Origin of the sequence: Winogradskyella aurantia, from assembly GCF_002266855.1 — a bacterium.
GTDB lineage: Bacteria > Bacteroidota > Bacteroidia > Flavobacteriales > Flavobacteriaceae > Winogradskyella > Winogradskyella aurantia.
In genome coordinates, this window is sequence record NZ_NGJN01000009.1 from 30274 (window position 1) to 56553 (window position 26280).

Below are 26280 nucleotides of genomic sequence, written 5' to 3' on the forward strand. Positions count from 1 at the left end.
TATAGGCTTTATGTTTAATCCAATACACTCCTCTTGCCACAGTTTAGATATTGAAGGTTATGATTTGCCCCAGCAATTCACCTTTCCCTTTTATTATGAGCCACATCCATTATGTATTAAAGCGGCTCAGGAAGTGCAAAATTATTTAAAAACCCAAAACGACTTTCAACATAATTTTGGGTTAATCCAAGGTAAAAAAGGACTGGTTATCGGTAAAATGTTTGGCGTGATGCTAATCGAAGCTCCAGATGGCAGTATTGGCTATTTGGCTGGATTTTCTGGAAAATTGGGTGAAAAAAATTATATCAAAGGCTTTGTCCCTCCCATTTTTGATACCTTAAATACCTCTGGTTTTTATAAGAAAGGTGAGGAGCAGCTCAATATCATGAATGCCGATATTGAAGCCTTAGAAACTTCCAAAGCACTTATCAAGGCTAAAGCTAACCTCGAAGAAGAAAAATTGAAGTCGGTGTCTGAGTTAAAAGCGTTAAAGGCCTACTTGAAAACTCAAAAACAGGAACGTGATAAAAAGCGAAAAGAAGCAAGGTTAAACCTGTCTCCTGAAGTCCTTAAAGCTTATGAATCCCAACTTGATGAAGAAAGTATAGCCTTTCATTTTAAATTAAAGCATTTAAAGGCGGATTGGAAAGAGCGCATAGCTTTTGCAGAGCTAAACTTACGCCTTTTAGAAGAAGACATCAATGCTCTCAAATCCAAGAGAAGAACATTGTCAGCTCAATTACAGCGACAATTGCATCAGAGCTATGCGTTTTTAAATGCAAAAGGAGAACATAAAGACTTATTGGATATTTTTGAAACTCAACCACCGGCAGCGGCTGGTGAGTGTGCAGCACCCAAATTATTTCAGTTTGCTTATGAAAACAAGTTAAAGCCTTTGGCCATGGCTGAGTTTTGGTGGGGAAGTTCACCTAAATCCGAAGTGAGGCAACACGGTCAATTCTATCCATCTTGTCGTGGTAAATGCGAACCTATATTAGGACATATGTTGGAGGGTTTAAAGGTTGAGCCCAATCCGATAGCACATACCGAGCCTTTAAAAGGTGATTTAGACATTATTTACGAAGATGATTATTTATTATTGGTCAATAAACCGAGTGAGTTTTTGTCGGTTCCCGGAAAAACCATAAATGATTCTGTCTTAACCAGAATGCAAAATTATTTACCAGATGCTAAAGGTCCTTTATTGGTTCACCGCTTAGATATGTCAACATCTGGGTTGCTGCTAGTTGCTAAAAACAAAAAGACACATAAGAATCTGCAAAAACAGTTTCTAAATAGAACAGTAAAAAAAAAATATATAGCCATTCTCGATGGTATAATTAATGCTAACAGCGGTGTCATTGATTTACCACTTCGTGTGGATTTAAATAATAGACCTACACAATTGGTTTGTTATGATTATGGTAAGAAAGCCGTTACAAAATATGAAGTCATTAAAACTGAAAATGGAAAGACATTAGTTCATTTTTATCCCATTACAGGGCGAACACATCAGTTGAGAGTGCACGCTGCACATCATAAAGGGTTAAGAACCCCTATCCTCGGTGATGATTTGTATGGAAGGCGACATAAACGTTTACATCTGCATGCGGAATCCCTAAGTTTTGAACATCCAGTAAGCAAAAAGCATGTGCTCTTTACGTCTGAATGTCCCTTTTGAGATATTGAGCGAGGAACTGAGAAACTATTTTTTCTTCTTTGGATTAAAAATAGGCAGTAATTGTGTTTTTAACTGTCCAAATCCTATACGTACATCATCATTTTCACAATACCCACGCATGATTACAGTGTCGTAATCGTTTATAAATTTACGCTCAGTACCATCTTTCATTTTAATGGGTTTTGTCCCTTTCCATGTCAATTCTAGCATAGAACCATAAGAGTCCTCAGTTGGTCCTGAGATAGTACCGCTTCCCATCATGTCACCGGAATTTACAGGACAACCGTTGATAGTATGGTGCGCCAATTGTTGTGCCATGTTCCAGTACATGTATTTAAAATTAGACCTACTGACTGTAGTTTCTTTCGAGCCTTTAGGTTGTATGCCAACTTCTAAATTAATATCGAAACTGTGCTTGCCGGTTGTTCTCAGGTAGGGCAGTGGCTCTGGGTCTTGTTTAGGACTTTCTACTCTAAAGGGTTCCAATGCGTCCAACGTGACTATCCATGGCGACATGGAAGAGGCAAAACTCTTTCCTAAAAAAGGACCTAACGGTACATATTCCCACTTCTGAATATCTCTAGCAGACCAATCATTAAATAAAACCAATCCGAAAATATATTCTTCCGCTTCTGTAATAGGAATAGGTTCTCCCAAATCATTCGCATCTGTAGTGATAAATGCCATTTCAAGTTCAAAATCTACAAGTTTTGATGGGCCAAAAATGGGACTTTTTGCACCTTCAGGCATCGTTTGTCCTTGAGGTCTATGAATAGGCCTGTGTGTTGTTATGATTGAAGAACTTCTACCGTGATAACCAACTGGCATATGTACCCAATTGGGCATTAAGGCATTATCTGGGTCTCTGAACATACTTCCAACATTGGTGGCATGCTCCTTACTGGCATAAAAATCTGTGTAGTCTCCTATGAAGACGGGTAACTTCATTTCTATTTCATCCAAACGAAATAGGATAGTTTCCTTGTGTGCCGTATTGTTTTTTAACACTGGGTTTTCAGCATCAAAAATCTCCGCTATTCTATTTCTAACTAAACGCCATGTTTTTCGACCATCAGCAATAAAATCGTTAAGCGTATCTTGAAGGAAAATATCATCGGTCAAAGGGATGCCATCAAAATAGCCCAATTGATGCAATGCACCAAGGTCAATGGCCGTATCACCTATCCGTGTTCCAATAGTTATAATATCGTCTTTGGTTAGGAATACCCCAAAAGGTATATTTTGAATTGGGAAATCAGAGTTCTTGTTTACGTATAACCAAGAACTACGATTGGGATTATTAGCTGATATTGACATGTTACCTTTGTTGATTAAATGTTCATTAATTTCTATTCAAACCTACATAATTTTTGATAGTAAAACTAATGTATTTAGTATTTTTGGACTTCATTTAACAATAGATATTATTTATGCAACGTGATGAACAGATTTTTGAATTGATTGAAGCTGAAAGAGAACGCCAGACAGATGGTATAGAGCTTATTGCATCGGAGAATTTTGTGAGCGACCAGGTGATGGAAGCAACAGGTTCTGTATTGACCAATAAGTATGCGGAGGGGTATCCTGGAAAGCGCTATTATGGAGGTTGTGAAATTGTAGATGAGGTTGAGCGCGTTGCTATTGAACGAGCAAAATCCTTATTTGGAGCTGCCTACGCCAATGTACAACCCCACTCTGGAAGCCAAGCAAATACAGCTGTGTTTCATGCTTGTCTAAAGCCAGGTGATACTATTTTAGGATTTGATTTAGCCCATGGAGGCCATTTGACACATGGTTCTCCAGTTAACTTTTCTGGACGCTTGTACCGTCCAACATTTTATGGCGTTAAAAAGGATACAGGTTATATTGATTATGATATGTTATCGGACGTTGCTGAAAAGGAAAAGCCAAAATTAATTATAGCTGGAGCATCAGCTTACTCGCGTGATATGGATTTTGCAAAATTCAGAGAGGTAGCTGATAACGTTGGTGCTGTTTTATTGGCCGATATATCCCATCCATCCGGATTAATTGCCAAGGGCATCCTGAATGATCCGATGCCGCACTGTCACGTCGTAACTACGACAACACATAAAACCTTGCGTGGTCCAAGAGGAGGAATGATTATGATGGGAGAAAATATAGATAACCCTTTTGGTATTACCTTAAAAAGTGGCAAACTCCGTAAAATGTCCGGTTTATTAGATTCCGGGGTATTCCCAGGAAATCAAGGCGGACCTCTAGAACATGTCATTGCGGCTAAAGCCATTGCTTTTGGTGAAGCTTTGACGGACGAGTTTTTACATTACATGCTTCAGGTAAAGAAAAATGCGGATGCCATGGCAAAAGCATTTGTTGCTAAGGATTACCATCTAATTTCTGGTGGAACGGATAACCATATGATGTTAATTGATTTAAGGAACAAGAACGTCACAGGAAAGGATGCTGAGGAAGCTCTGGTTAAAGCAGATATTACCGTGAACAAAAACATGGTGCCTTTTGATACGGAATCGCCTTTTGTGACCTCGGGTATTAGAGTTGGTACGCCTGCTATAACCACAAGAGGTCTTAGAGAGAATGATATGGCCTATGTCGTAGATTTGATAGATGAGGTCATAACCAATTATGAGAATGAAACTGTTTTAAAGGGAGTTGCTGAAAAAGTAAATACGTTAATGAGCGGGAGACCCCTTTTTGTTGCTTAGTTTAAAACAAAGGAGAATTTCAAATAAAAAGCCCATCACTTTATATGTGATGGGCTTCTTATTTATCTTAAATCAACTGTTTATTGATTTAGTGCATCAGGAAAGTATATCCTTCATCTAGGCTTTTGGTTATAAATGAATAACCTCATCATATGCATCGGCAACTGCTTCCATTACAGCTTCACTCATTGTAGGGTGAGGGTGAACAGCCTTAAGTACTTCGTGTCCTGTAGTCTCTAATTTACGTCCCAAAACGGCTTCAGCAATCATATCTGTTACACCTGCGCCAATCATGTGACATCCTAACCATTCACCATATTTGGCGTCAAAAATTACTTTTACAAAGCCATCTTTATTTCCTCCTGCGCTAGCTTTACCAGATGCAGAAAACGGGAATTTACCAATCTTTACGTCTAAGCCCTGCTCTTTAGCTTGTGCTTCTGTTAAACCTACACTGGCTATTTCTGGTGAACAGTAGGTACAACCTGGAATGTTACCGTAATCCAAGGCTTCCACATGTTGTCCTGCTATTTTCTCTACACACAAGATACCTTCGGCTGAGGCTACGTGCGCTAGTGCTTGTCCTGGCGTTACATCACCTATGGCGTAATATCCTGGTATGTTAGTTTGGTAGTAATCATTCACTATGATTTTATCCCTGTCAACCGCAATTCCTACATCTTCGAGGCCTATATTTTCTATATTAGATTTTATACCAACGGCAGACAATAAAACATCAGCCTCTAATACTTCTTCACCTTTTTTGGTCTTTACAGTGGCCTTCACACCTTTTCCTGAGGTATCAACAGAAGTTACTTCAGCGGAGGTCATGATTTTAATTCCAGATTTCTTGAAACTGCGCTCTAGTTGTTTAGAAACTTCATCATCTTCAACGGGAACTATTTTTGGCATATATTCAACAATAGTAACTTCAGTACCCATTGAATTATAGAAGTAAGCAAACTCAACACCTATGGCTCCAGATCCTACAACAATCATTTTCTTTGGTTGCTTTTCTAAGGTCATAGCTTTTCTATAGCCAATGACTTTTTCACCATCTTGAGGTAGGCTCGGTAATTCACGAGAACGTGCTCCTGTTGCAATTATAAGATGGTCAGCAGAATATTCCTTTCCATCAACCTCCACTTTTTTTCCCGGCTTTAATTTACCAAAACCTTCTATGACATCAATTTTGTTTTTCTTCATTAAAAACTTAACACCATTACTCATTCCGTCGGCAACACCACGACTCCGTTTTACCACAGCATCAAAATCATGTTCAGCATCCTTGACCTTTAAGCCATAATCTTCGGCATGTTTTAAATATTCAAATACTTGAGCGGATTTTAGGAGTGCTTTTGTAGGAATACAGCCCCAATTAAGGCAAACGCCGCCAAGACTTTCTTTTTCTACTACTGCCGTTTTGAACCCTAATTGAGAAGCTCTAATAGCAGTGACATAGCCTCCTGGACCACTTCCTAAAACGATAATATCATATTTGCTCATGAGTGAGATTTTAAGTTGAAATTTGAAGCTACGAATTTACAAAACCAAAATGTAATATTAAAGGTCTTCTTTAAAATGTCATGTCGTACCTTTTTTAAGAAATCTTCTATATTAGAATTGGATTACTTTTCTTTAGGTGTATACAATTGTGTCAAGCATTATGTTTCCTTATCCATTTTCTGAAATACAAATTGCACCAGTATAAAGTTTTGTAGCATTTTGGTCTACTGGTTACCTTGGTAATCTCATACTTCAGAATTTGTTCTTTTAGATTTTTGAATTCCTAAAAGGTAAGCCTAACTTTTATTCTAATTAAAGGAACAAACCTTATTTAGGTCCTATAAAAATTTGTTTCTAGAATGTATGAGGCAAAGAACTCTATCTCTAGTCAAATGACAATTAATAATCATCATTCCTTGGCAGGAACAAACTTTAAGGCTACGCCATTAATACAGTGTCTTTTGCCAGTAGTTTCTTTTGGTCCATCATTAAAAACATGGCCTAGATGACCTCCACATGTGGCGCAATGTTCCTCGGAGCGCGCATAACCAATCTTATAGTCGGTAGCGTAGGCTACATTACCCTCAATGGCTCTGTCAAAGCTCGGCCAACCTGTTCCCGAATCAAATTTATGCTCGCTTTTAAATAAGGGTGTGTTGCAAGCTGCACAATGGTAAACCCCTTTTTTATAATTTTTGTTTAAGGGACTCGAAAATGCGCGTTCTGTTCCTTCCTTTCGCAATACGTAGTATTGTTCAGGAGTTAGCTCTGCCTTCCATTCTGCCTCGGTTTTTGTTACGGAAAAATTTTCCTTTTTATCTTTTTTTTGCGCTGAGCCATTACAGCTGTACATAGATATGAACAGGAAAATAATAAAAGTCTTTCTCATCTTTTCATTTTTGATAAAGGTAAATCTCAATTTTCAGAAATAATAATCCTTTAACCTAATATTATAGGTTTTTCAGCCAATTTTGACTTATATTTATAGTTCATAATGTGTAGTGAAAATCAATTCAATTTCTAATTCAAAACTGACTTTTTATTAAATGAAAGCATTGTTTCTAACAAGAGAATTTCCACCTTATGTCTATGGTGGGGCAGGTGTGCACGTTGAGTATTTGGCAAAAGAACTCGCTAAATTAATGAATATCGAAGTTCGCGCTTTTGGTGATCAGAATGAAACTAAGGGCAATCTTTCAGTTAAAGGATTTTCGTGGTATGATTCGAAATTTGAAGATGTAGATGAGAAGCTTAAAATGATTTTTAAAACATTGCAGGTAGACCTCGACATGAATATTGATGAGATTAATGCCGATATTGTGCATTGTCACACTTGGTACTCCCATTTTGCTGGTGTAATTGCCAAACTGTGTTACGGTATTCCCCTTGTAGTCACTACACATTCATTAGAGCCTTTGCGCCCTTGGAAAAGAGAGCAGTTGGGCCGAGGCTATGACACCTCATCATGGATTGAAAAGACAGCCATTGAAATGGCTGATGCTATTATAGCTGTTTCTGAAGAAACCAAACAAGATGTGCTGAAATACTTTGAGGTTAAGGCTGATAAAATAGAGGTGATTTATAATGGTATAGACCTAAAGGAATATGTAATGGTAGATGAAACTTCAGTTTTGGAAACATATCATATTGATAAGTCAAAACCATATGTGCTTTTCGTTGGGCGCATAACACGTCAAAAAGGAATTATTCACTTAGTTAATGCCATAAAATATATAGACAAGGATACCCAAATTGTCTTGTGTGCAGGTGCGCCAGACACACCTGAAATAGCCAAAGAAATGGAAAATGCCGTAGAGGAAGCATCAAAGTATAGAGATAATATTTTTTGGATAGACAAAATGCTAGATAAGAAGGATGTTATTCAACTGTATTCTCACGCTGATGTGTTTTGTTGTCCCTCAATTTATGAACCTTTTGGAATTATAAATATTGAGGCCATGGCTTGTGAAACAGCAGTTGTGGCTAGTGCGGTTGGCGGTATTAAGGAAGTGGTAGTTCCTAATGAAACAGGTTTGTTGATTCCTCTTAAACAGCAAACTGAGGCCCCTTTCGAGCCCGTCGACCCAGATAAATTCTCTAGAGATTTGGCAGAAGGAATAAATTTCATTGTAAATAATAAAGACTTAAGAGACAAAATGGCCAAAAATGGACGTAAACGCGTAGAAACACATTTTGATTGGTCTGCAATTGCCAAACAAACGAAATCATTATACAAATCTTTAATCGATAACAATGTTTAATCAAAAAGTTATAAGCATAATTTTAGGTGGCGGACAGGGCTCACGCCTTTACCCACTTACTGAAAGTAGATCTAAACCAGCAGTTCCCATAGCGGGGAAGTACAGGTTGGTTGATATACCTATTTCAAATTGTATAAATTCAGAGATGAAGCGGATGTATGTGTTGACACAATTTAATTCGGCATCCTTGAACAAGCACATAAAAAACACCTATAATTTTAGTTTTTTCAGTTCTGCCTTCGTAGATGTCCTTGCAGCTGAACAGACCATTCAAAGTGGTGATTGGTTTCAAGGTACTGCTGATGCTGTAAGGCAGAGCATGCATCACTTTTTGCAACACGATTTTGAATATGCCTTAATCCTTTCAGGCGATCAGCTTTATCAAATGGATTACAATGATATGCTCAATGCACATATAGAATCAGGAGCTGATATTACTGTAGGTACTTATCCTGTCAATGCCAAGGATGCCACATCTTTCGGTATTTTAAAAACAGATGAAAATAAGGCGATAACATCATTTATTGAAAAACCTTCATCAGATTTATTGGTAGACTGGAAATCTGAGGTAAGTGACGACATGAAAGCTCAGGGCAGAGAATATTTAGGGTCCATGGGTATTTATGTCTTTAACAAAAAACTGCTTATTGACTTGATGAATGATAAGTCTACAAATGATTTTGGTAAGGAAATAATTCCCCAGTCTATTGGCAAATATAAAACCGTAAGTTTCCCTTTTGAAGGGTATTGGACCGACATTGGTAATATTGACAGTTTTTTTGAAGCGAATTTGGGCTTAACGGATGAGATTCCCCAATTTAACCTTTACGATTTAAATCAACGGGTTTATACTAATGCTAGGATTCTTCCTACATCAAAAATTTCGGGAACTACACTAAATAAAGCGGTAATTGCTGAAGGCTGCATCATTCATGCAGCGATGATTGAAAAATCCGTCATTGGTATCCGCTCTAGAATTGGACGTGAAACTACTATAATCAATACTTATATGATGGGTTCTGATCTTTATGAATCCTTAGAGGATATCGAATCAAGACATATTGAAATACTTATGGGTATTGGGGAAAGGTGCTTTATCAAAAATGCCATTATCGATAAAAATTGTCGAATCGGTGATGACGTGAGAATAAATGGTGGTAGGCATTTAAAAGATACTGAAACGGACAGTTATTGCATAAAGGATGGAATCGTTGTTGTTAAAAAGGGAGCTACCATACCAAAAGGAACTATAATTTAAACTTCTTTTCAACATATAATTTGTTTCAAACGTTGTAGTTCGCCATAATTTGGTAATAATGAAATTCTGGTCTCATTTTATGTGCGTTTTTTATTAAATTCGACGTGTAGAAGTTAATTTTTCACAAATATGCAAAATCAAGAGCGTGTTGTTATAGACTATGTATCGCCTCAAATTAATGGTGGCGATTTTTTTATTAAGCGAACTATCAATGAGATTGTTAATATTGATGCTCATGTTTTAGTAGATGGACACGATGTTATTGGAGCTTCTGTCTTGTTTAAGCACGAAACAGAGAAAAAATGGAGTGAATCTAGAATGCATTTAGTTGTGAATGACGAGTGGCAGGGATCCTTTTCGGTTCAGAAACAAGGGTTTTATAGCTACAAGGTGCAAGGTTGGGTAGATTACGCTTTAAATTGGCAACACGGTATTGAACGTAAAATTGATGCTGGTCAAATTGTAAAGTCAGAATTACTGGAGGGGATTCTCTACTTAAAACCTCTTTTAAAGAAGGGAACAAAGGAAGAAAAGGAATATTTGCACTATTGTATAGATTGTTTCGAGGACCAATCAAAATATGAAATCGCGCTTTCTGAAGCTAAAAGTAAGGCCCTTCATGATATTTTTATAAAATACCCTGAGAAATATTTAGCCAACGAATCTAAGGAATACAGGGTTTATGTCGATAGAAAGAAGGCACTTTTTAGCACATGGTATGAGCTCTTTCCAAGGTCGACTGCAGAAGAAGAACAGCACGGTAACTTCAAGGATTGTGAGCGTTTGCTTCCCAGAATCGCTGCAATGGGTTTCGATACACTTTACTTTCCGCCAATACATCCTATTGGCTATTTAAACCGAAAAGGAAAAAATAATACGACAGAAGCCAAAGAAGGTGACTCGGGATCAGCTTGGGCAATAGGCTCTCATGAAGGCGGTCATCGTGCCATACACCCAAAACTTGGCACTATTGAAGACTTCAAGGCGCTTATTAAAAAAGCAAAAGATCACCGTATTGAAATTGCCATGGATTATGCCTTACAAGCTGCGCCAGATCACCCATGGGTAAAGGAACACCCAGAATGGTTTAAGTGGCGGCCAGATGGGACGGTGCAATATGCTGAAAACCCACCTAAAAAATATCAAGACATACTACCCATATATTGGGAGACGAAAGATTACAAAAACCTCTGGAAAGAATGCTTGGACATCCTTTTGTATTGGATAGATTGTGGGATTACGATATTCAGGGTAGATAATCCACATACCAAACCTTTTTACTTCTGGAATTGGATAATCACAGAGGTAAAAAAGAAGTATCCTGACACCATATTCTTAGCCGAGGCTTTTACTAAACCAAAGGTAATGCAGCAGTTAGCTAAACAAGGATACACGCAGTCTTATACCTATTTTACCTGGAGAAATTCCAAATACGAGCTTATGGAGTATATGACCGAATTGACCCAAACTGAGCAACGCGAGTTTATGCGTCCAAATTTTTGGCCAAATACACCGGATATCAATCCTTATGATCTTCAAGGGGCTAATGAATCAAAGTATATCCAAAGGTATGTTTTGGCTGCTACCTTAAGCTCAAATATTGGGATATATGGGCCTGTGTTTGAACAAATGATAGATGAAGCTATACCTGGAAAAGAAGAATACTTCATGTCTGAAAAATTTGAGGTTAAACATTATGACTGGTTCAAACAAAACAAGTTGACAACGGTCATTTCAAGAATCAATCACATACGTCACCAACATGAAGCCTTGCAGCAAACAAATAACATAAAGTTTTGTCATATTGAAAATGATAATTTAATGGCCTATTATAAGTGGAACGATTCTAAAACAGATGAATTGCTGATCATAGTGAGTTTAGAACATCACTACGCTCAGCAAGGGACAGTGCAGTTACCTTTGGCAGACTTAGGTGTTCAATCGGGTCATCAAATAAATGTTAGTGACCTTGTTACCGGGAGCAACTACAATTGGCAAAACGAATGGAATTTTATAGAATTGCACCCTACATTACCGTTTCATATTTTTAAGATAAATAAATAGTGATGTCCAAGAAAAAATCCCAATCCAATATACTTCAACCACCATATAATTTCAATGTAAGGTGGGAAGAGTTAATGGAAAATAAGGATTTTGTCAAGATTTTTTTATCGGATGTTCTCGAAGAGTATATCGTAAAGCAGCGCTGGTATGGCGGAAAGTCGAGTAAACTAAAGTATATCGAACTTGCCGAATACTTTAGGATTCAAAAAAATGAAGAAGTGTATTATGGCCTTATTTTGGAAGTTAATTTTCAAGAGGCCTTTTATCAACACTACTTTATTCCAATAGCTTTTGTTTCTGATGAGAATTTTGCAAACGATGATCGTATCTTGCCAATAAGTATTCAAAATCAGGAAGGCTTTATTATTGATGCTATTAATCTTGAAGCCTTTAGGCGTGTGGTTTTTGAGCGTATTCTTACCGCCGAGCCCTTAGACAAAACAAGGGTTCAGTACAATAAAAGTATCTTGTTCTCGGATTGTGAATACGAATCATCTCGGTTTATGGGTCTGGAGCAAAGCAATACCTCTATTGTTTACAATGAAAAGTATGTACTGAAGTTTTTTAGAAGAATATATGCAGATAGAAACCCAGATTATGAGATGAGCCGATTTTTATCGGAGACTAAGGATTTTAAAAACACACCAGCATACCTAGGAAGTATGCAAATAAAAGATCATGAGAATGTGAATATAACCATTGCCTTAATGCAAGAAATGGTGCCTAATGAAGGAGATGCTTGGGATTATATGCTCAAGGAATTGCACAAGGTATTTAGCAATCTCGAGTACAAGAAAATAGATATTGACAAGCTGCCTAAAACAGTGATGTTTGAACGTTTGGGTATTAGGGATATCCCGCCCCAAATCATTGATTGGGTAGGCTTGAGTATTTTTACAAAGATTCAAAAATTAGCCCTGAGAACAGCAGAAATGCATATAGCCCTAGGTTCCGAATTTGAGGATACGGCCTTTACCCCAACGCGTTTTAACGGTGATTACACAGTTTGGTTAAAGAATCGTCTTTTGTATCAATTTCAGAATAGGTTAAACGCTGTTGAAAACAATCTTCACAAACTAGACGGCTTAGCACTTGAGTTGGCTAATGAATTCCTAGAAAAGAAAAACGATATACGAAAGCGTTTTGTCAATTTCGATTGGACCAAATTGAAAGGTGAAAGGCTAAGGGTTCATGGGGATTACCATTTGGGCCAAATTCTGGTTAAGGATGACGATTTCTACATCTTGGATTTTGAAGGGGAACCAGAAAGTACCATTCGAGATAGAAAGGTAAAACAACCACCTTTAAAGGATGTAGCTGGATTATTCAGGTCATTTCATTATGCCATTTACGCCACGATTTTTAATAATCTCGAAAAATATAAGCACAGTCAGGACGACCTTTTTAAAGCTGGTGAAGTTTTGTATCAATACTTTATAGGCTTGTTTCTGGGTACTTATGTGGTTCAGATTCAAAATGCAAACATCAATATAGGTTATGAGCAGGAACGTATCTTTCTTTTAAAGTACTCCCTGCTAGAAAAAGCAGTTTATGAATTAGGCTATGAACTTAATTCTCGCCCACGATGGGCCGTAATTCCATTAAAGGGAATTTCTAATATTATCAACCACTAAATTTTATGGCAGACGTTATTCCACACAGTTTATTTACAGATTTTGACATTGATTTATTTAAATCTGGAAAACACTATCGGCTTTACGAAAAATTTGGGTCACATATTATGACTGTAGATGGTGTAAAGGGCACTTACTTCGCTGTTTGGGCCCCTAGTGCAAAAGCCGTTTCCGTGATTGGTGATTTTAATTTTTGGATTGAAGGCGATCACAAGCTCAATGTGCGTTGGGACGAAAGTGGTATTTGGGAAGGTTTCATTCCAGAAGTTGGTAAAGGCAATATTTATAAGTACAAAATACAAAGCCATAACAATGATATAAAGACTGAAAAGGCAGATCCCTATGCACGCCGAAATGAGCATCCGCCCAAAACGGCCTCTGTAGTCTGGGATGATAATTATAAATGGAAGGATACCAAGTGGATGAAGGACCGCAAAACGCATAATGCCCTTGATGCTCCTTTTTCGGTGTATGAAGTTCACCTTGGATCATGGAAAAGACAGATTGAAGAAAATCGCTTCCTGTCGTACACCGAATTGGCGGATGATTTGGTAAGCTATGTCAAAGAGATGAATTTTACACATGTAGAATTAATGCCAATTATGGAATTTCCGTACGATCCATCGTGGGGTTATCAGATTACAGGCTACTTTGCACCAACAGCGCGTTTTGGTTATCCTGAAGAGTTTAAACTACTGGTTGACAAGCTACACCAAAATGATATTGGAATTATTTTAGATTGGGTGCCATCCCATTTCCCAGAGGATGCCCATGGTTTAGGTTTCTTTGACGGATCTTGTTTATACGAGCATCCAGACAAAAGAAGGGGATACCATCCTGATTGGAAAAGCTTAATTTTTAATTACGGCCGCAATGAGGTAAAATCCTTTTTAATAAGTAATGCGCTATTTTGGCTTGATCAATATCATGCAGATGGCTTAAGGGTAGATGCTGTAGCTTCTATGTTATTTTTAGATTACAGTAGGGAAGACGGTACGTGGGAACCCAATATGTTTGGTGGGAGAGAAAATCTAGAAGCCATTGCATTTATGCGCGAAATGAATGAAGCGGTTTACGGTGCATTTCCGGATGTTCAGACTATTGCCGAGGAATCTACATCATTCCCTATGGTTTCCAAGCCAACCTTTATAGGTGGATTGGGTTTTGGTATGAAATGGATGATGGGATGGATGCATGACACCCTACAGTACTTCTCCAAGGAACCCATTTACAGAAAGCATCACCAAAATGATTTAACTTTCTCTATGACCTATGCCTTTACGGAGAATTTTATGTTGCCTTTAAGCCACGATGAGGTAGTTTACGGCAAGCATTCTATTTTAGGCAGAATGCCAGGAGATGAATGGCAACGCTTTGCAAACCTCAGGTTATTATATAGTTATATGTTCACCCATCCAGGTACAAATTTATTATTTCAAGGCGCTGAGTTCGGTCAGAGTGAGGAGTGGAATTTTCAGCAAAGTTTAGATTGGCACTTATTACAATACCAACCTCATAAAGGAGTACAAACGCTTATTAAGGATTTAAACACCTTCTATAAAAACGAACCTGCGTTATACCAAAAACAATTCTCAGGCGAAGGATTTGAATGGATTGACTACAATGATGCTGAAAATTCGATTTTGGTTTATATCCGTAAAGGAAATGATAAAAAAGATGATATTATCATTGCCTGCAATATGACTCCAGTTCCTCGCGAAAATTATCGAATGGGTGTACCGCGAAAAGGAAAACTAAAGGAGGTTTTCAACAGCGATTTAAAAAAGTATTTTGGTAGCGGGACCTACAAAAATAAAGCTAAAGGCACTGCTAATGAGCCCTGGCAGTTCCGAGATGATTCTGTAGAGGTTGTCATTCCTCCCCTAGGAATGGTTGCTTTTAAATATTCATAACCTACGCCGCAGTTTTAATTTCGAAAGGTATCTTCAGGCATCCACTAAAACGTTGTAGTTAGTAACTCATCGAAAATACCTATCAACTACCTTTTAGAAGTTCAAATTTTTCCGTTTTTTTACACGGTTTTATAAAATCGTTTTATGATTGTAAATACAGAACTCGAAAGCAAAGGGAACCAGTTTCCGTCCAATATAGTCAACTTTCAAAAGGATGTTGATAAACTCTATTTCTATACAGATAATGATGTTATTCTTGAACTTACAGTCGTTAGGGACAGTGTATTGAGGTTTAGGTATACTACCGTTGGTAATTTTGACAATGATTTTTCATATGCCATTACTAAATATGCCAGTATTGGATATAACAAGTTAGAGATCGATGACAAAAAGGACTGTTATGAGGTGCTCACCTCAAAATTGCGCTGTGAAATCTCCAAGGAAAGTCTTCGTGTTTCAATTTATGACGCAATAGATGGGTTTTTAATAAATCAAGATGAGATTGGTTTTCACTGGGAAGAGAGTTATCAGTATGGAGGTAACATTGTTAAGATGAGTAAAATCTCAAATGACGGAGAGAGTTATTATGGCCTCGGAGATAAACCTAATCATCTAAACCTTAAAGGCAAACGATACAATAATTGGGTAACGGATTCTTATGCTTATGGCAAGGATACAGATCCTATTTACAAAACAATTCCTTTCTACACTGGCTTGCATCACAATAAAGCCTATGGTATTTTCTTTGATAATACTTTTAGTTCTTCTTTCGATTTCGCCCAAGAGCGACGAAATGTCGTTAGTTTTTGGGCCCAAGGTGGTGAAATGAATTATTATTTTATTTATGGTCCGGCAATGAATGATGTCGTTGAGAGTTATACAGATCTAACGGGTAAACCACATCAATTACCGCCGCTTTGGGCCTTGGGTTTTCATCAATGTAAATGGAGTTATTATCCTGAAAGTAAGGTTAAGGAAGTTACATCAACATTTAGGAAACTAAAAATTCCCTGTGATGCGATTTACTTAGATATAGATTACATGGATGGGTTTAGATGCTTTACTTGGAATAAGGAGTATTTCCCTGATCCCAAACGAATGGTTAAGGAACTAGCAGAAGATGGTTTTAAGACGGTAGCTATTATAGATCCAGGTATAAAAATAGATAAAGACTATGCGGTCTTTAAAGAAGGTCTTGAAAATGATTACTTCTGTAAGCGAGCAGATGGAGCTTATATGAAAGGGAAAGTATGGCCTGGAGAATGTTATTTTCCAGATTTTACCAATCCCGAGGTTAGGGATTGGTGGTCGAGCTTATTTAAAGAACTTATTGAAGATATTGGTATTAAAGGCGTCTGGAATGATATGAACGAGCCAGCTGTTATGGAAGTGCCAAACAAAACCTTTCCAGATGACGTACGGCACGATTATGATGGCAATCCTTGCAGTCATAGGAAAGCGCACAATATTTATGGTATGCAGATGGCTAGGGCAACCTATCAAGGGTTAAAAAAATATTCTCATCCTAAGCGCCCTTTTGTGATTACACGTGCGGCCTATTCTGGAACACAACGATATACATCATCGTGGACAGGAGACAACGTTGCGACATGGGAACATTTATGGATAGCTAATATCCAAGCACAACGAATGTCTATGTCTGGTTTTGGTTTTGTAGGTAGCGATATTGGTGGGTTTGCCGAGCAACCTTCGGGAGAACTATTTACAAGGTGGGTGCAACTAGGTGTTTTCCATCCATTCTTTAGAGTTCATTCCTCTGGTGATCATGGCGATCAAGAACCTTGGTCCTTCGATGAAGATGTTACGGATATAGTTAGAAAGTTTATTGAGCTTCGTTATGAATTGTTACCCTATTTATATACAGCATTTTGGAACTATGTAGATTATGGTACACCATTGCTAAAATCCTTGGTCCTTTATGATCAGGAGGATGTACAGACGCATTACAGAACAGATGAATTTATTTTTGGAAAACAGATTTTGGTTTGTCCAATTCAGGAAGCTAATGCCAAAGGTAGGCGCATGTACGTACCTCGTGGAAACTGGTATAATTATTGGACCGATGAAGTTGTAAAAGGGGGTAAGGAAATGTGGGTAGACGCTGATATAGATAGTATGCCTGTTTTTGTTAAAGAAGGGGCCGTCATTCCAAAATATCCTGTTCAGCAATATGTAGGTGAAAAAGAAATTACTGAAATCACACTAGATGTATATTATAAAAATGGTAAGGAAAAAAGTGAACTTTTCAGTGATGCTAATGATGGCTATGATTATATAAAGGGACGCTACAGTTTAAGAACATTTAGTTTGACTGGAAGAAGCAATGAACTGATTATAAATCAGCACAAGGAAGGCAAATATATAACGCCTTACAATATATTTGAGGTCAGGATTCATGGTCTACCTTTTGAAATTACTGAAATTCAAGTTGATAACGAAATTGTTTCTATAGATCTTTTAAAATCAAATGGAACGCAGACAATTAAAGTCGACAAGAATTTTTCAGAATTGCATGTTCTTGGAAATTTATAGTTTTAAAGTGACGAATTATCACTTTTCGGTTTTATTATAAATTCAATTTCGTATTTTTAAATACTATTAAATAGAACTTATGAAGTTAAAGAAACCAGTACTTTTTTTATTTACTATTGGCGTGGTAATGTCTTGCGCCACCAATCCCTTTACTGGAAAAAAGACGATGGCATTTGTATCTAATGATCAATTGTTTCCATCTGCTTTTGCGCAGTATAATCAAGTACTAAGTGAAAATAAGGTTATTACAGGAACTAGTGATTCCGAAATGATAACCCGTGTTGGCCAACGTATTGCAACAGCTGCAGAACGCTGGTTAAATGCAAACGGATATCAAGGTTATTTAGATGATTATGAGTGGGAGTATAAACTTATTGAGTCAGACCAGGTTAATGCTTGGTGCATGCCAGGAGGAAAGATTGCATTTTATACAGGAATTCTGCCTATTGCACAAAACGAAACAGGTGTAGCAGCGATTATGGGTCATGAAGTAGCGCATGCATTGGCAAACCACGGACAACAGCGGATGAGTGCGGCTTACATTCAGCAAGGCCTGGCAGTTGCTGGTAATGTGGCGTTCGCAAATGATCAGCAAGCATTGAACATATTTAATCAATCTTACGGAGTTGGTTCTAACGTATTAGGAATCTTACCATTTAGTAGAAGTCATGAGGCAGAGGCTGATAAAATCGGATCCTATATTATGGCAATTGCAGGTTATAACCCTGACGAAGCTGCAGAACTATGGAAGCGCATGAAAGCAAATAGCGGCGGAGAGGCACCACCTGAATTTTTTAGTACACACCCAAGTAACGAATCAAGAATTCAGAATTTACAGGCTCTAGCACCAAAGGCAAAGGAGGAGGCTAAAAAATTTGGGGTTACATCGTTTAGAGCTGTTAACTAGTGATAAATATTAATTCATTATTTTAGAAGCTGTTCAACTGTGAACAGCTTTTTTGTTGACTTTTATGGGAGAATTAAAGAAAGGAAGTAAGAAACTTTTAAACGCTTGGGCATTTTACGATTGGGCAAACTCCGTTTATACCTTAACTATAGTATCCTCAATATTTCCCATATTTTATTCCGCACTATTTATTTCAGAAGTCAAGATAGTTACTGCTTTTGGCTATGAATTCAAAAGTACCGCATTAATAACCTTTGTTACGGCGTTTACCTTTATGGTCGTTGCAGTTATGTCTCCAATCCTATCTGGTATTGCTGACTTTGTAGGGAATAAAAAGAATTTTATGAAATTCTTTTGCTATGTCGGTTCGGCAGGTTGCATAGGCTTGTATTGGTTTAGTTTAGACAGGATTCATTTGAGTCTGTTATTCTATTTTATGGGACTTATAGGCTATTGGGGGAGTTTGGTTTTTTATAATTCGTATTTACCGGATATTGCGTTTAAGGAGCAGCAGGATAGTGTTAGCGCCAATGGATTTAGTATGGGTTACATTGGTAGTGTTTTGTTATTGATCCTTAATCTAGCTATGGTTATGAGCCAAGACGACCCTGGGGATAAACTTCAGATGATGCGGTATTCATTTATTACTGTGGGTCTTTGGTGGGCACTCTTCAGCCAATACACATTTATAGTTTTACCTAAAGGTAGGTCGTCTGGCAATAAACTGACCAGACACATTTTATTCAACGGTTTTAAGGAGCTTAAAGGTGTTTGGATTCAGTTGAAGCAAGACTTAAGGCTACAACGTTACCTATATGCTTTTTTTGTCTTCAGTATGGCTGTTCAGACCATTATGCTGGTCGCGGTATATTTTGGAGAGGAGGAAATAAAATGGGGTAGTAGTGAGGCTAAAACAACAGGATTGATAACGAGTATTTTGGTTATTCAGCTTGTCGCCATTATTGGAGCTATTTTAACATCTCGGGCGTCTTCAAAATTTGGTAATATTAAAACACTTATTTTCGTCAATGTTATCTGGATGTCCTTGTGCGTATATGCCTTCTTCATGAAGAGTCCAGTTCAATTTTATATAGCGGCCAGTTTAGTAGGATTGGTTATGGGCGGTATTCAATCTTTGGCAAGATCAACCTATTCCAAGTTTTTGCCCGAAACGGAGGATACTACGTCTTATTTTAGTTTTTATGATGTTGCAGAAAAAATTGGTATTGTTATTGGCATGCTTATTTATGGCTTTATTGATCAAATTACAGGAAGTATGAGAAACTCTATTCTATTTTTAGTCATCTTCTTTTTTGTAGGAGTTATTTTATTGTATAGGGTCCCGAAGGAACGTATAAAAGGATGAAAAAAGCCGCATAATTGCGGCTTTTTCTGATTGATGAAAATAAGACTATTGTGATATGCTTCCCGATCCCGAGACCTTAGTGTCCTTGGTTTTGGGTGAACCTTTATATGTAATATCACCCGACCCAGACACCCTCGCTTTGAGGTTACCATTACATACTACACTTGCGTTGCCAGAACCTGCTACACTTACATCTACGTCGCTACTTTTTAATTTTCTTCCATCAAAATCTCCAGAGCCAGCAACCTTAACATTTAACACTGTAGTTGAGCCACTTAATCTAATATCCCCTGATCCTGAAATATTACTTTCAAGGCTTTGGGATTCAATATTTAGATTCATGTCGCCAGATCCAGCTAATGAAATTTCCAGCATATTAGAGCTAATGGTACCGGAATTATTTACATCACCAGAACCAGATAAGGCCACTAGTTCAATATCCTCATAGGGTACAGTTATGCTAAGCGTTCGGCTGGTTTTCAGATTAAAGCCATCCTTCACCTTTATGATGAGGTAATTGTTTTTAATATGAGTTTCAATATAGTCTAGCAAGTTAGACTCACCTTCTAAGGTAATTTTACCTTCTGCTCCTTCAACGAGGTTAATGTTCATAAATCCGGAAGCTTTAATACCGTCATAGGACCCTGTAGATCTCGTTATTGTGGTGATGTCGCCATTACCTTTAATTTTTTTGCCTTTTCCCCATTGTGCACATGATATAGAGGTGCTTAGAACAAGTGCAAATACCATGATTGATTTTAAAAGTTTCATCTGTTATTAGTTATAAGATTATTTTTTATTTAAAAGTTAAGCTGCCGTATTCAGCTTTTATTTTAACTAGATTTCCTGAATTTTGTGACCCGTGATAACCCTCATATTTTTTATCTGAACGCTCTATCTGTTTATTAGTAAAGTTAAACTTATCCGTATGACTTAATGAGGCATATTGAAGATCAATATCAAAATCAAAATTAAAGCTAGGGTCCAGACCAATAGTTATGCCGGTAAATTCTGAATTAATATCTAGATTTCTCGCATTAGATGCCAAACGGTCAATTTTAATTGACCCATAGTCTGCTTTGATAAGGACACTCTTATAAACATTTTGAATTCGTAATGTTAAATAGTCTCCGTTGCCATCTAGAGTGTTGGTGTTATCAACTTTCAAGGAGCCATAATCACAATTATAAGTGACATTTTCTGAAGCTTCTACAATGGATTTAGAGTAATCTGCATTAAGCTCTAGATTCTTGGTTTTTGCTAGGGTAAATCCACTGTAATCCGCATTTATTTTACCGCTTTTGATATATTCAAAATAGCAATTATTACTGTAATCAAAACTCAATTCATTATTGTCTGCCATGAGTTCTTGAGTTGTTATTTTTCCATAATCACAGCTAATTTTTGCACGTCCTTCTAGTTTTCCCAAATTTATGAAACCATAGTCGTTACTCAGGTCAACGTTGTTGGATATCGGCAATTTCACACGATAATGAATTTCTATTTTCAACTTATTGCTATTGCCCCAATTCCACCAGGACTTTTCTCTTTTTCCAAATTTTGTGATTGCAGAAATTATATTTCCGTTATCGGAAAAGTCAACAGTAATGTCGTCCAGACGATTTTGTACCTTATCTGGATTACCACCAGTCACTTTTATTACGATATTGAAATCTATACGATTTTCATTCCAGGTCACTATGTCAAGGTTTCCATAGCTGTTTTCTATTTTGAGCGTAGCATCAGAGGACACCGTGAATGATTTGTTTATGGTTTTTTCTTTTGTTGCTTTAGCAATTGTAAACTCAGGGCTTGCCAATAAAACAAACGGTATGAATAAGAGCAGTGCGACGATACTATATTGTATTTTTGAATTCATTGTTTTTGATTTTTAAGTGTTTAACATTTTCTATTTGTTCAAGAACGGTATTTAAAATTTCTATTCTATTCTGAAAGTTGGAAATCATAGCATGAATAACGCGTTGGTCCTTTCCACTTTCGGTTAAGTCTATTTTTAACTGTTTATACTCATCTTCTAAAATTTTAATTTGTTCTAAAGCATCATTGATAATTTGGTTAGTTAAAGGTGAGCGTTCATTATTTAATTTTTTTAATTCCGTTGTAAGCGTAACCGTAAAGAAATCTTGTGTCTCGGATAACTCAGGTGATACGCTTGCAAGATCTAAAGTGCCCGATTGATTTTGAACTATAATAAACACACTAAAGCTAATAACTATTGTAGCAGCAATGGCTAGAAGCTGCTTCCAACTTGAAACGCCCTTATCTACATTTAAATCAGTCGCTTCCTGCTGGGACTTGAGCTTGTCTAAAAACCTTGACTCATGTCCTGTTGGCGGTACTTCAATATCAAATTTCCCGTTAAGGCTATCAAACAGTTCTGTTAATCTATCGTTTTGCATAGGGTTAATTTTTGTTGACTGTTAACTTTAGTTTTTTCCGTAAACTTTCTTTTGCACGTGATATCATTGTTCTACAATTACCGTAAGAGATATTCATAATTTGACAAATTTCATCATAGTCATAACCTTCTATAAGGTGAAGGGTTAAACCAGTATTATAATTCGGCTTTAACGTTTTCATTGCTTCGATAATACATTTTACCTCCTTTTTGTTTTGACTCTCATGAGACAGTCCGTCATTATCAGCAACTTTATACATGATTCCCTCAAGTGGCACCTCATTTAACTTTTGGGTTTTGTTGTATTCCGCAATACTGTTGTTAACAACTATTCGCTTCAGCCAGGCACCAAATGATTTTAGATCATCAAGTGTATTGATTTTTGTGAACGCTATTAAAAACGACTCTTGCATCACATCCTCCGCCCAAAAAGAATCCTTTAAAATTCTTACAGCGGTATTGTACATCGCTTTGTTGTACCTATTATAGACTTCCATCTGCGCGTGCTGGTTGCCTTCTTGGCAAAGCGATAGTAACTGTTCAATATTTTGATTGGTTAGTGTCAAAAAAACAATTGCTTTGTTATAATGATGTCATCTTTAATGCTTTGTTACACTTTCTTAAAAAAAAGAATTTCTTTTTTTAAGAATAGTGGCATGGGAATTGAATTTAAGTGAGTGTTAATAAGATTGGATATATTATAAGTTATTGATATTCAATATAAAATTAAAAATTAATACATTTAAAACATTGCTATTCTTTGATTAAAAATGACAGAATGGCTTAAAAATAATATGAAGAAATCTAATTTTTTAAGACTTGACAGTTTGTCATTACAGGATTTTGATGAAAATTCAGAATTAATTCCTTTAATGACTCCTGAAGATGAAGAGCAAATTAATAATGAATCCTTACCAGAATCCTTACCCATATTACCACTCAGAAATACGGTTCTTTTTCCTGGTGTAGTGATACCTATAACGGCCGGCCGTGATACTTCAATAAAATTAATCAACGATGCTAATAGTGATGGCAAAGTCATCGGTGTTGTTGCGCAAAAAGATGAAGCTGTAGAAAATCCCGAAGCAAAGGATATTTACAAAACAGGTACGGTTGCAAGAATACTGAAGGTTTTAAAAATGCCTGATGGCAATACAACGGTTATTATTCAAGGTAAAAAACGTTTTAAGATTAAGGAGATGATTTCCGAAAAGCCGTATCTGAGAGCGGTAATTTCGGATTTACCTGAACAAAAGCCAGATAGGGATAATGAGGAATTCAAGGCTATTATTGAGTCTATTAAGGATTTGTCGCTGGAAATAATAAAGGAAAGTCCAAATATTCCTACTGAGGCGACCTTTGCCATTAAGAACATTGAAAGCAGTTCCTTTTTAGTCAACTTTGTATCGTCTAACATGAATCTTAAAGTGTTAGAGAAACAAGAGCTGCTTAAGATAAATGATTTGAAGGAGCGTGCCCTTCAGACCTTAAAATACATGAATCTCGAATATCAAAAACTGGAATTGAAAAATGATATTCAGAGTAAGGTTCAAAGCGATATGAACCAACAGCAGCGCGAGTATTTTTTGCACCAACAATTAAAAACTATTCAAGAAGAGTTGGGTGGAGGCGTTGCTTACGGTGAGGAAGTTGAGGAGATGCGGAAGCGTGCAAAAAGCAAAAAATGGGACGACAAGGTAAAAATCCATTTTGAAAAGGAATTAGCCAAAATGCAGCGCATGAATCCTCAAGTAGCTGAATATTCGATTCAGCGTAATTATTTAGATCTTTTCTTGGATTTGCCTTGGAATGAATTTAGTAAAGACAATTTTGACCTAAAACGGGCCAAAAAGATTCTAGATAGAGACCACTTTGGACTTGATGATGTAAAGAAGCGTATTATCGAATATTTAGCGGTTTTAAAATTGCGCAACGATATGAAGTCGCCTATTTTATGTCTATACGGTCCTCCGGGAGTAGGTAAAACCTCTTTGGGAAAGTCTATTGCTGAGGCCTTAGGTAGGGAATATGTTAGGATTTCGCTGGGTGGTTTACGAGATGAGGCTGAAATACGTGGTCACAGAAAAACCTATATTGGTGCTATGCCGGGTCGAATTATCCAAAGTTTAAAAAAGGCAGGAACATCTAACCCAGTTTTTGTTCTTGATGAGATAGATAAGTTGTCGGCAGGGCATCAAGGTGATCCGTCATCGGCCATGTTAGAAGTTCTCGACCCTGAGCAAAATAATGCCTTTTATGATAATTTCCTCGAAATGGGATTTGATTTATCTAAGGTCATGTTTATTGCTACCTCTAATAGTCTTAATACCATTCAGCCTCCTTTATTGGACCGCATGGAAATTATTCATGTAACCGGTTACACCATAGAGGAAAAAGTAGAAATAGCAAAGCGTCACCTGCTACCAAAACAATTAAAGGAACACGGTTTAGATTCATCGGCTTTAAAAATTGGTAAGCCACAGCTAGAAAAAATTGTTGAAGGCTATACAAGGGAGTCTGGCGTTAGAGGTTTAGAAAAGCAAATCGCTAAGATGGTAAGGTATGCTGCAAAGAATATTGCCATGGACGAAGAATATAAAATTAAAGTAACTAATGATACAATTGTCGATGTTTTGGGAAGTCCAAGACTAGAACGCGATAAATATGAAAATAATAATGTTGCAGGTGTAGTCACTGGATTGGCCTGGACCAAGGTTGGTGGTGATATTTTGTTTATAGAATCAATTCTATCAAAAGGAAAAGGGAACCTTACCATTACGGGAAATTTAGGTAAAGTCATGAAGGAATCTGCAACCATAGCTATGGAATATATAAAGGCGCATGCAGATAAATTTAACATAGACCCAGAGGTGTTAGAGAAATACAATGTACACATTCATGTGCCAGAAGGCGCAACACCCAAGGACGGTCCAAGTGCTGGTGTTACAATGTTGACATCTTTAGTATCTTTATTCACACAACGTAAAGTAAAAAAGAGTTTAGCTATGACTGGGGAAATCACCTTAAGGGGTAAGGTTCTTCCGGTTGGAGGTATTAAAGAAAAAATTCTTGCCGCTAAACGTGCGAGAATAAAGGAGATCTTGCTTTGTGAGGATAATAAGCGCGATATTGATGAAATTAAGCCAGAGTACCTCAAAGGACTTACATTCCATTATGTAAAGGATATGAGCGAGGTTTTGGATATTGCCATTACCAATCAAAAAGTTAAGAATGCTAAGAAACTATAGTCTTTTAATAGCAATATTTTTTATAACTGGTTTTATTACCACGGGCTTTGCCCAGGATAAAACCAAATTTAAGAATGTTTTATTGAATGGTAAACCCGCAATACTCAATACCGTTACAGGAGAGATTACCTTGGTTGAAGACACTATTCGTGATGATTCCTTAAATTTAAAACAAATACCTAAACCTACTGCGGTTAAAGATTCAATACCGATAGGTATTCACATAGTCCAAAAGGGGGAAACATTGTTAGATATTTCCAATAAATATAAAGTGCCTTTGAATACGCTTAAGCAACTGAATAACCTGGAGACCACCATAGTCAATGAAGGGCAAAGGCTTAAAGTTTCGAGTATAGATACGTTTGATAAGGAGAACCAACAGGATGAATCCAATAGTGAAGTAACCGCTGATTTTCATGTGGTTCAAAAGGGAGAAACTCTCTATAGTATATCAAATCAATATAATCTTACGGTTACTGAATTAAAAAATCTAAATAACTTACAATCAGATTTAGTCAAAATCGGTCAGAGGCTAAAAGTTAGAAACTTAAATAATGAGCCTGATCATTCAAATCTAGATTCAATAATAGTAAAAAGTGGAGATACCCTGTATAGTATTGCCAAGAAATATGGCATTTCTGTTAAGGCTTTAAAACAACTAAATAACTTGGTTGATAATCAAATAGTAATAGGCCAAAAACTTCGTTTAAAATAGAATTGGGAAGGTTGAAAAAATAAAAAAATCATATCATCGTTTTAAGATAG

Annotated in this window: 19 protein-coding genes; 12 read left to right on the plus strand and 7 right to left on the minus strand. The window is 36.9% G+C overall.

What is annotated here, in order from left to right; all coding sequences use genetic code 11:
• Positions 1-10 precede the first annotated feature (10 nt).
• The gene (locus CA834_RS14050; protein WP_094969355.1) at positions 11-1681 is read left to right on the plus strand and encodes an RluA family pseudouridine synthase; all 1671 of its coding nucleotides are present in this window, start codon (positions 11-13) and stop codon (positions 1679-1681) included.
• Positions 1682-1705: 24 nt separating this feature from the next.
• Here the strand turns inward: CA834_RS14050 and fahA are convergent, their stop codons facing one another.
• The gene (gene fahA, locus CA834_RS14055) at positions 1706-2998 is read right to left on the minus strand and encodes a fumarylacetoacetase (RefSeq protein WP_094969356.1); all 1293 of its coding nucleotides are present in this window, start codon (positions 2996-2998) and stop codon (positions 1706-1708) included.
• A 113-nt stretch (positions 2999-3111) separates the two neighbouring features.
• On the opposite strand from fahA, the gene CA834_RS14060 reads away from it, so the two are divergent.
• Positions 3112-4386 carry a serine hydroxymethyltransferase gene (locus CA834_RS14060; protein WP_094969357.1) on the plus strand — a complete coding sequence of 425 codons (1275 nt, stop codon included), beginning with the start codon at positions 3112-3114 and terminating at the stop codon, positions 4384-4386.
• A 129-nt stretch (positions 4387-4515) separates the two neighbouring features.
• On the opposite strand, the gene lpdA is transcribed toward CA834_RS14060, so the two are convergent.
• Both lpdA and msrB read right to left on the minus strand, forming a co-directional pair.
• Positions 4516-5892: a dihydrolipoyl dehydrogenase gene (lpdA, locus tag CA834_RS14065; RefSeq protein WP_094969358.1), complete on the minus strand. Its 1377-nt coding sequence runs from the start codon at positions 5890-5892 to the stop codon at positions 4516-4518.
• Between the two features lie 409 nt (positions 5893-6301).
• On the minus strand, positions 6302-6781 hold the full coding sequence (gene msrB, locus CA834_RS14070) for a peptide-methionine (R)-S-oxide reductase MsrB (protein ID WP_094969359.1): 480 nt from the start codon (positions 6779-6781) through the stop codon (positions 6302-6304).
• A gap of 157 nt (positions 6782-6938) precedes the next feature.
• On the opposite strand from msrB, the gene glgA reads away from it, so the two are divergent.
• The 8 genes from glgA to CA834_RS14110 all read left to right on the plus strand — a co-directional run bounded on the left by glgA (position 6939) and on the right by CA834_RS14110 (position 19848).
• Positions 6939-8153 (plus strand): glycogen synthase, encoded by a 1215-nt coding sequence (gene glgA / locus CA834_RS14075; protein WP_094969360.1) that lies wholly within the window; start codon positions 6939-6941, stop codon positions 8151-8153.
• The gene (locus tag CA834_RS14080; RefSeq protein WP_094969361.1) at positions 8146-9411 is read left to right on the plus strand and encodes a glucose-1-phosphate adenylyltransferase; all 1266 of its coding nucleotides are present in this window, start codon (positions 8146-8148) and stop codon (positions 9409-9411) included. The genes glgA and CA834_RS14080 overlap by 8 nt, the downstream gene beginning before the upstream one ends.
• A gap of 129 nt (positions 9412-9540) precedes the next feature.
• Complete coding sequence (locus tag CA834_RS14085) at positions 9541-11475, plus strand: alpha-1,4-glucan--maltose-1-phosphate maltosyltransferase (RefSeq protein ID WP_094969362.1); 1935 nt, start codon at positions 9541-9543, stop codon at positions 11473-11475.
• 2 nt (positions 11476-11477) lie between these two features.
• The gene (locus CA834_RS14090) at positions 11478-13109 is read left to right on the plus strand and encodes a trehalose synthase (protein ID WP_094969363.1); all 1632 of its coding nucleotides are present in this window, start codon (positions 11478-11480) and stop codon (positions 13107-13109) included.
• A 5-nt stretch (positions 13110-13114) separates the two neighbouring features.
• On the plus strand, positions 13115-15022 hold the full coding sequence (glgB, locus tag CA834_RS14095) for a 1,4-alpha-glucan branching protein GlgB (protein WP_094969364.1): 1908 nt from the start codon (positions 13115-13117) through the stop codon (positions 15020-15022).
• Positions 15023-15166: 144 nt separating this feature from the next.
• Positions 15167-17575 carry a glycoside hydrolase family 31 protein gene (locus CA834_RS14100; RefSeq protein ID WP_094969365.1) on the plus strand — a complete coding sequence of 803 codons (2409 nt, stop codon included), beginning with the start codon at positions 15167-15169 and terminating at the stop codon, positions 17573-17575.
• Between the two features lie 79 nt (positions 17576-17654).
• Positions 17655-18482: a M48 family metallopeptidase gene (locus CA834_RS14105; protein ID WP_094969366.1), complete on the plus strand. Its 828-nt coding sequence runs from the start codon at positions 17655-17657 to the stop codon at positions 18480-18482.
• A 64-nt stretch (positions 18483-18546) separates the two neighbouring features.
• Positions 18547-19848: an MFS transporter gene (locus tag CA834_RS14110; protein ID WP_094969367.1), complete on the plus strand. Its 1302-nt coding sequence runs from the start codon at positions 18547-18549 to the stop codon at positions 19846-19848.
• A gap of 45 nt (positions 19849-19893) precedes the next feature.
• On the opposite strand, the gene CA834_RS14115 is transcribed toward CA834_RS14110, so the two are convergent.
• Genes CA834_RS14115 through CA834_RS14130 form a run of 4 tightly spaced genes read right to left on the minus strand, consistent with a single transcriptional unit; the run spans position 19894 to position 22833 of the window.
• Positions 19894-20619, minus strand: coding sequence for a head GIN domain-containing protein (locus tag CA834_RS14115; protein WP_094969368.1), 726 nt, complete (start codon positions 20617-20619; stop codon positions 19894-19896).
• 25 nt (positions 20620-20644) lie between these two features.
• Positions 20645-21727, minus strand: coding sequence for a hypothetical protein (locus tag CA834_RS14120; protein WP_094969369.1), 1083 nt, complete (start codon positions 21725-21727; stop codon positions 20645-20647).
• On the minus strand, positions 21705-22268 hold the full coding sequence (locus tag CA834_RS14125) for a hypothetical protein (protein ID WP_094969370.1): 564 nt from the start codon (positions 22266-22268) through the stop codon (positions 21705-21707). Before CA834_RS14125 ends, CA834_RS14120 begins: the two co-directional genes overlap by 23 nt.
• Before the next feature lie 4 nt (positions 22269-22272).
• Complete coding sequence (locus CA834_RS14130) at positions 22273-22833, minus strand: RNA polymerase sigma factor (RefSeq protein ID WP_094969371.1); 561 nt, start codon at positions 22831-22833, stop codon at positions 22273-22275.
• Between the two features lie 228 nt (positions 22834-23061).
• Here CA834_RS14130 and lon point away from each other — a divergent pair, with 228 nt between their 5' ends.
• Positions 23062-25515, plus strand: coding sequence for an endopeptidase La (gene lon, locus CA834_RS14135; protein ID WP_094969390.1), 2454 nt, complete (start codon positions 23062-23064; stop codon positions 25513-25515).
• Positions 25499-26230: a LysM peptidoglycan-binding domain-containing protein gene (locus CA834_RS14140; RefSeq protein WP_094969372.1), complete on the plus strand. Its 732-nt coding sequence runs from the start codon at positions 25499-25501 to the stop codon at positions 26228-26230. Before lon ends, CA834_RS14140 begins: the two co-directional genes overlap by 17 nt.
• Positions 26231-26280: the final 50 nt, after the last annotated feature.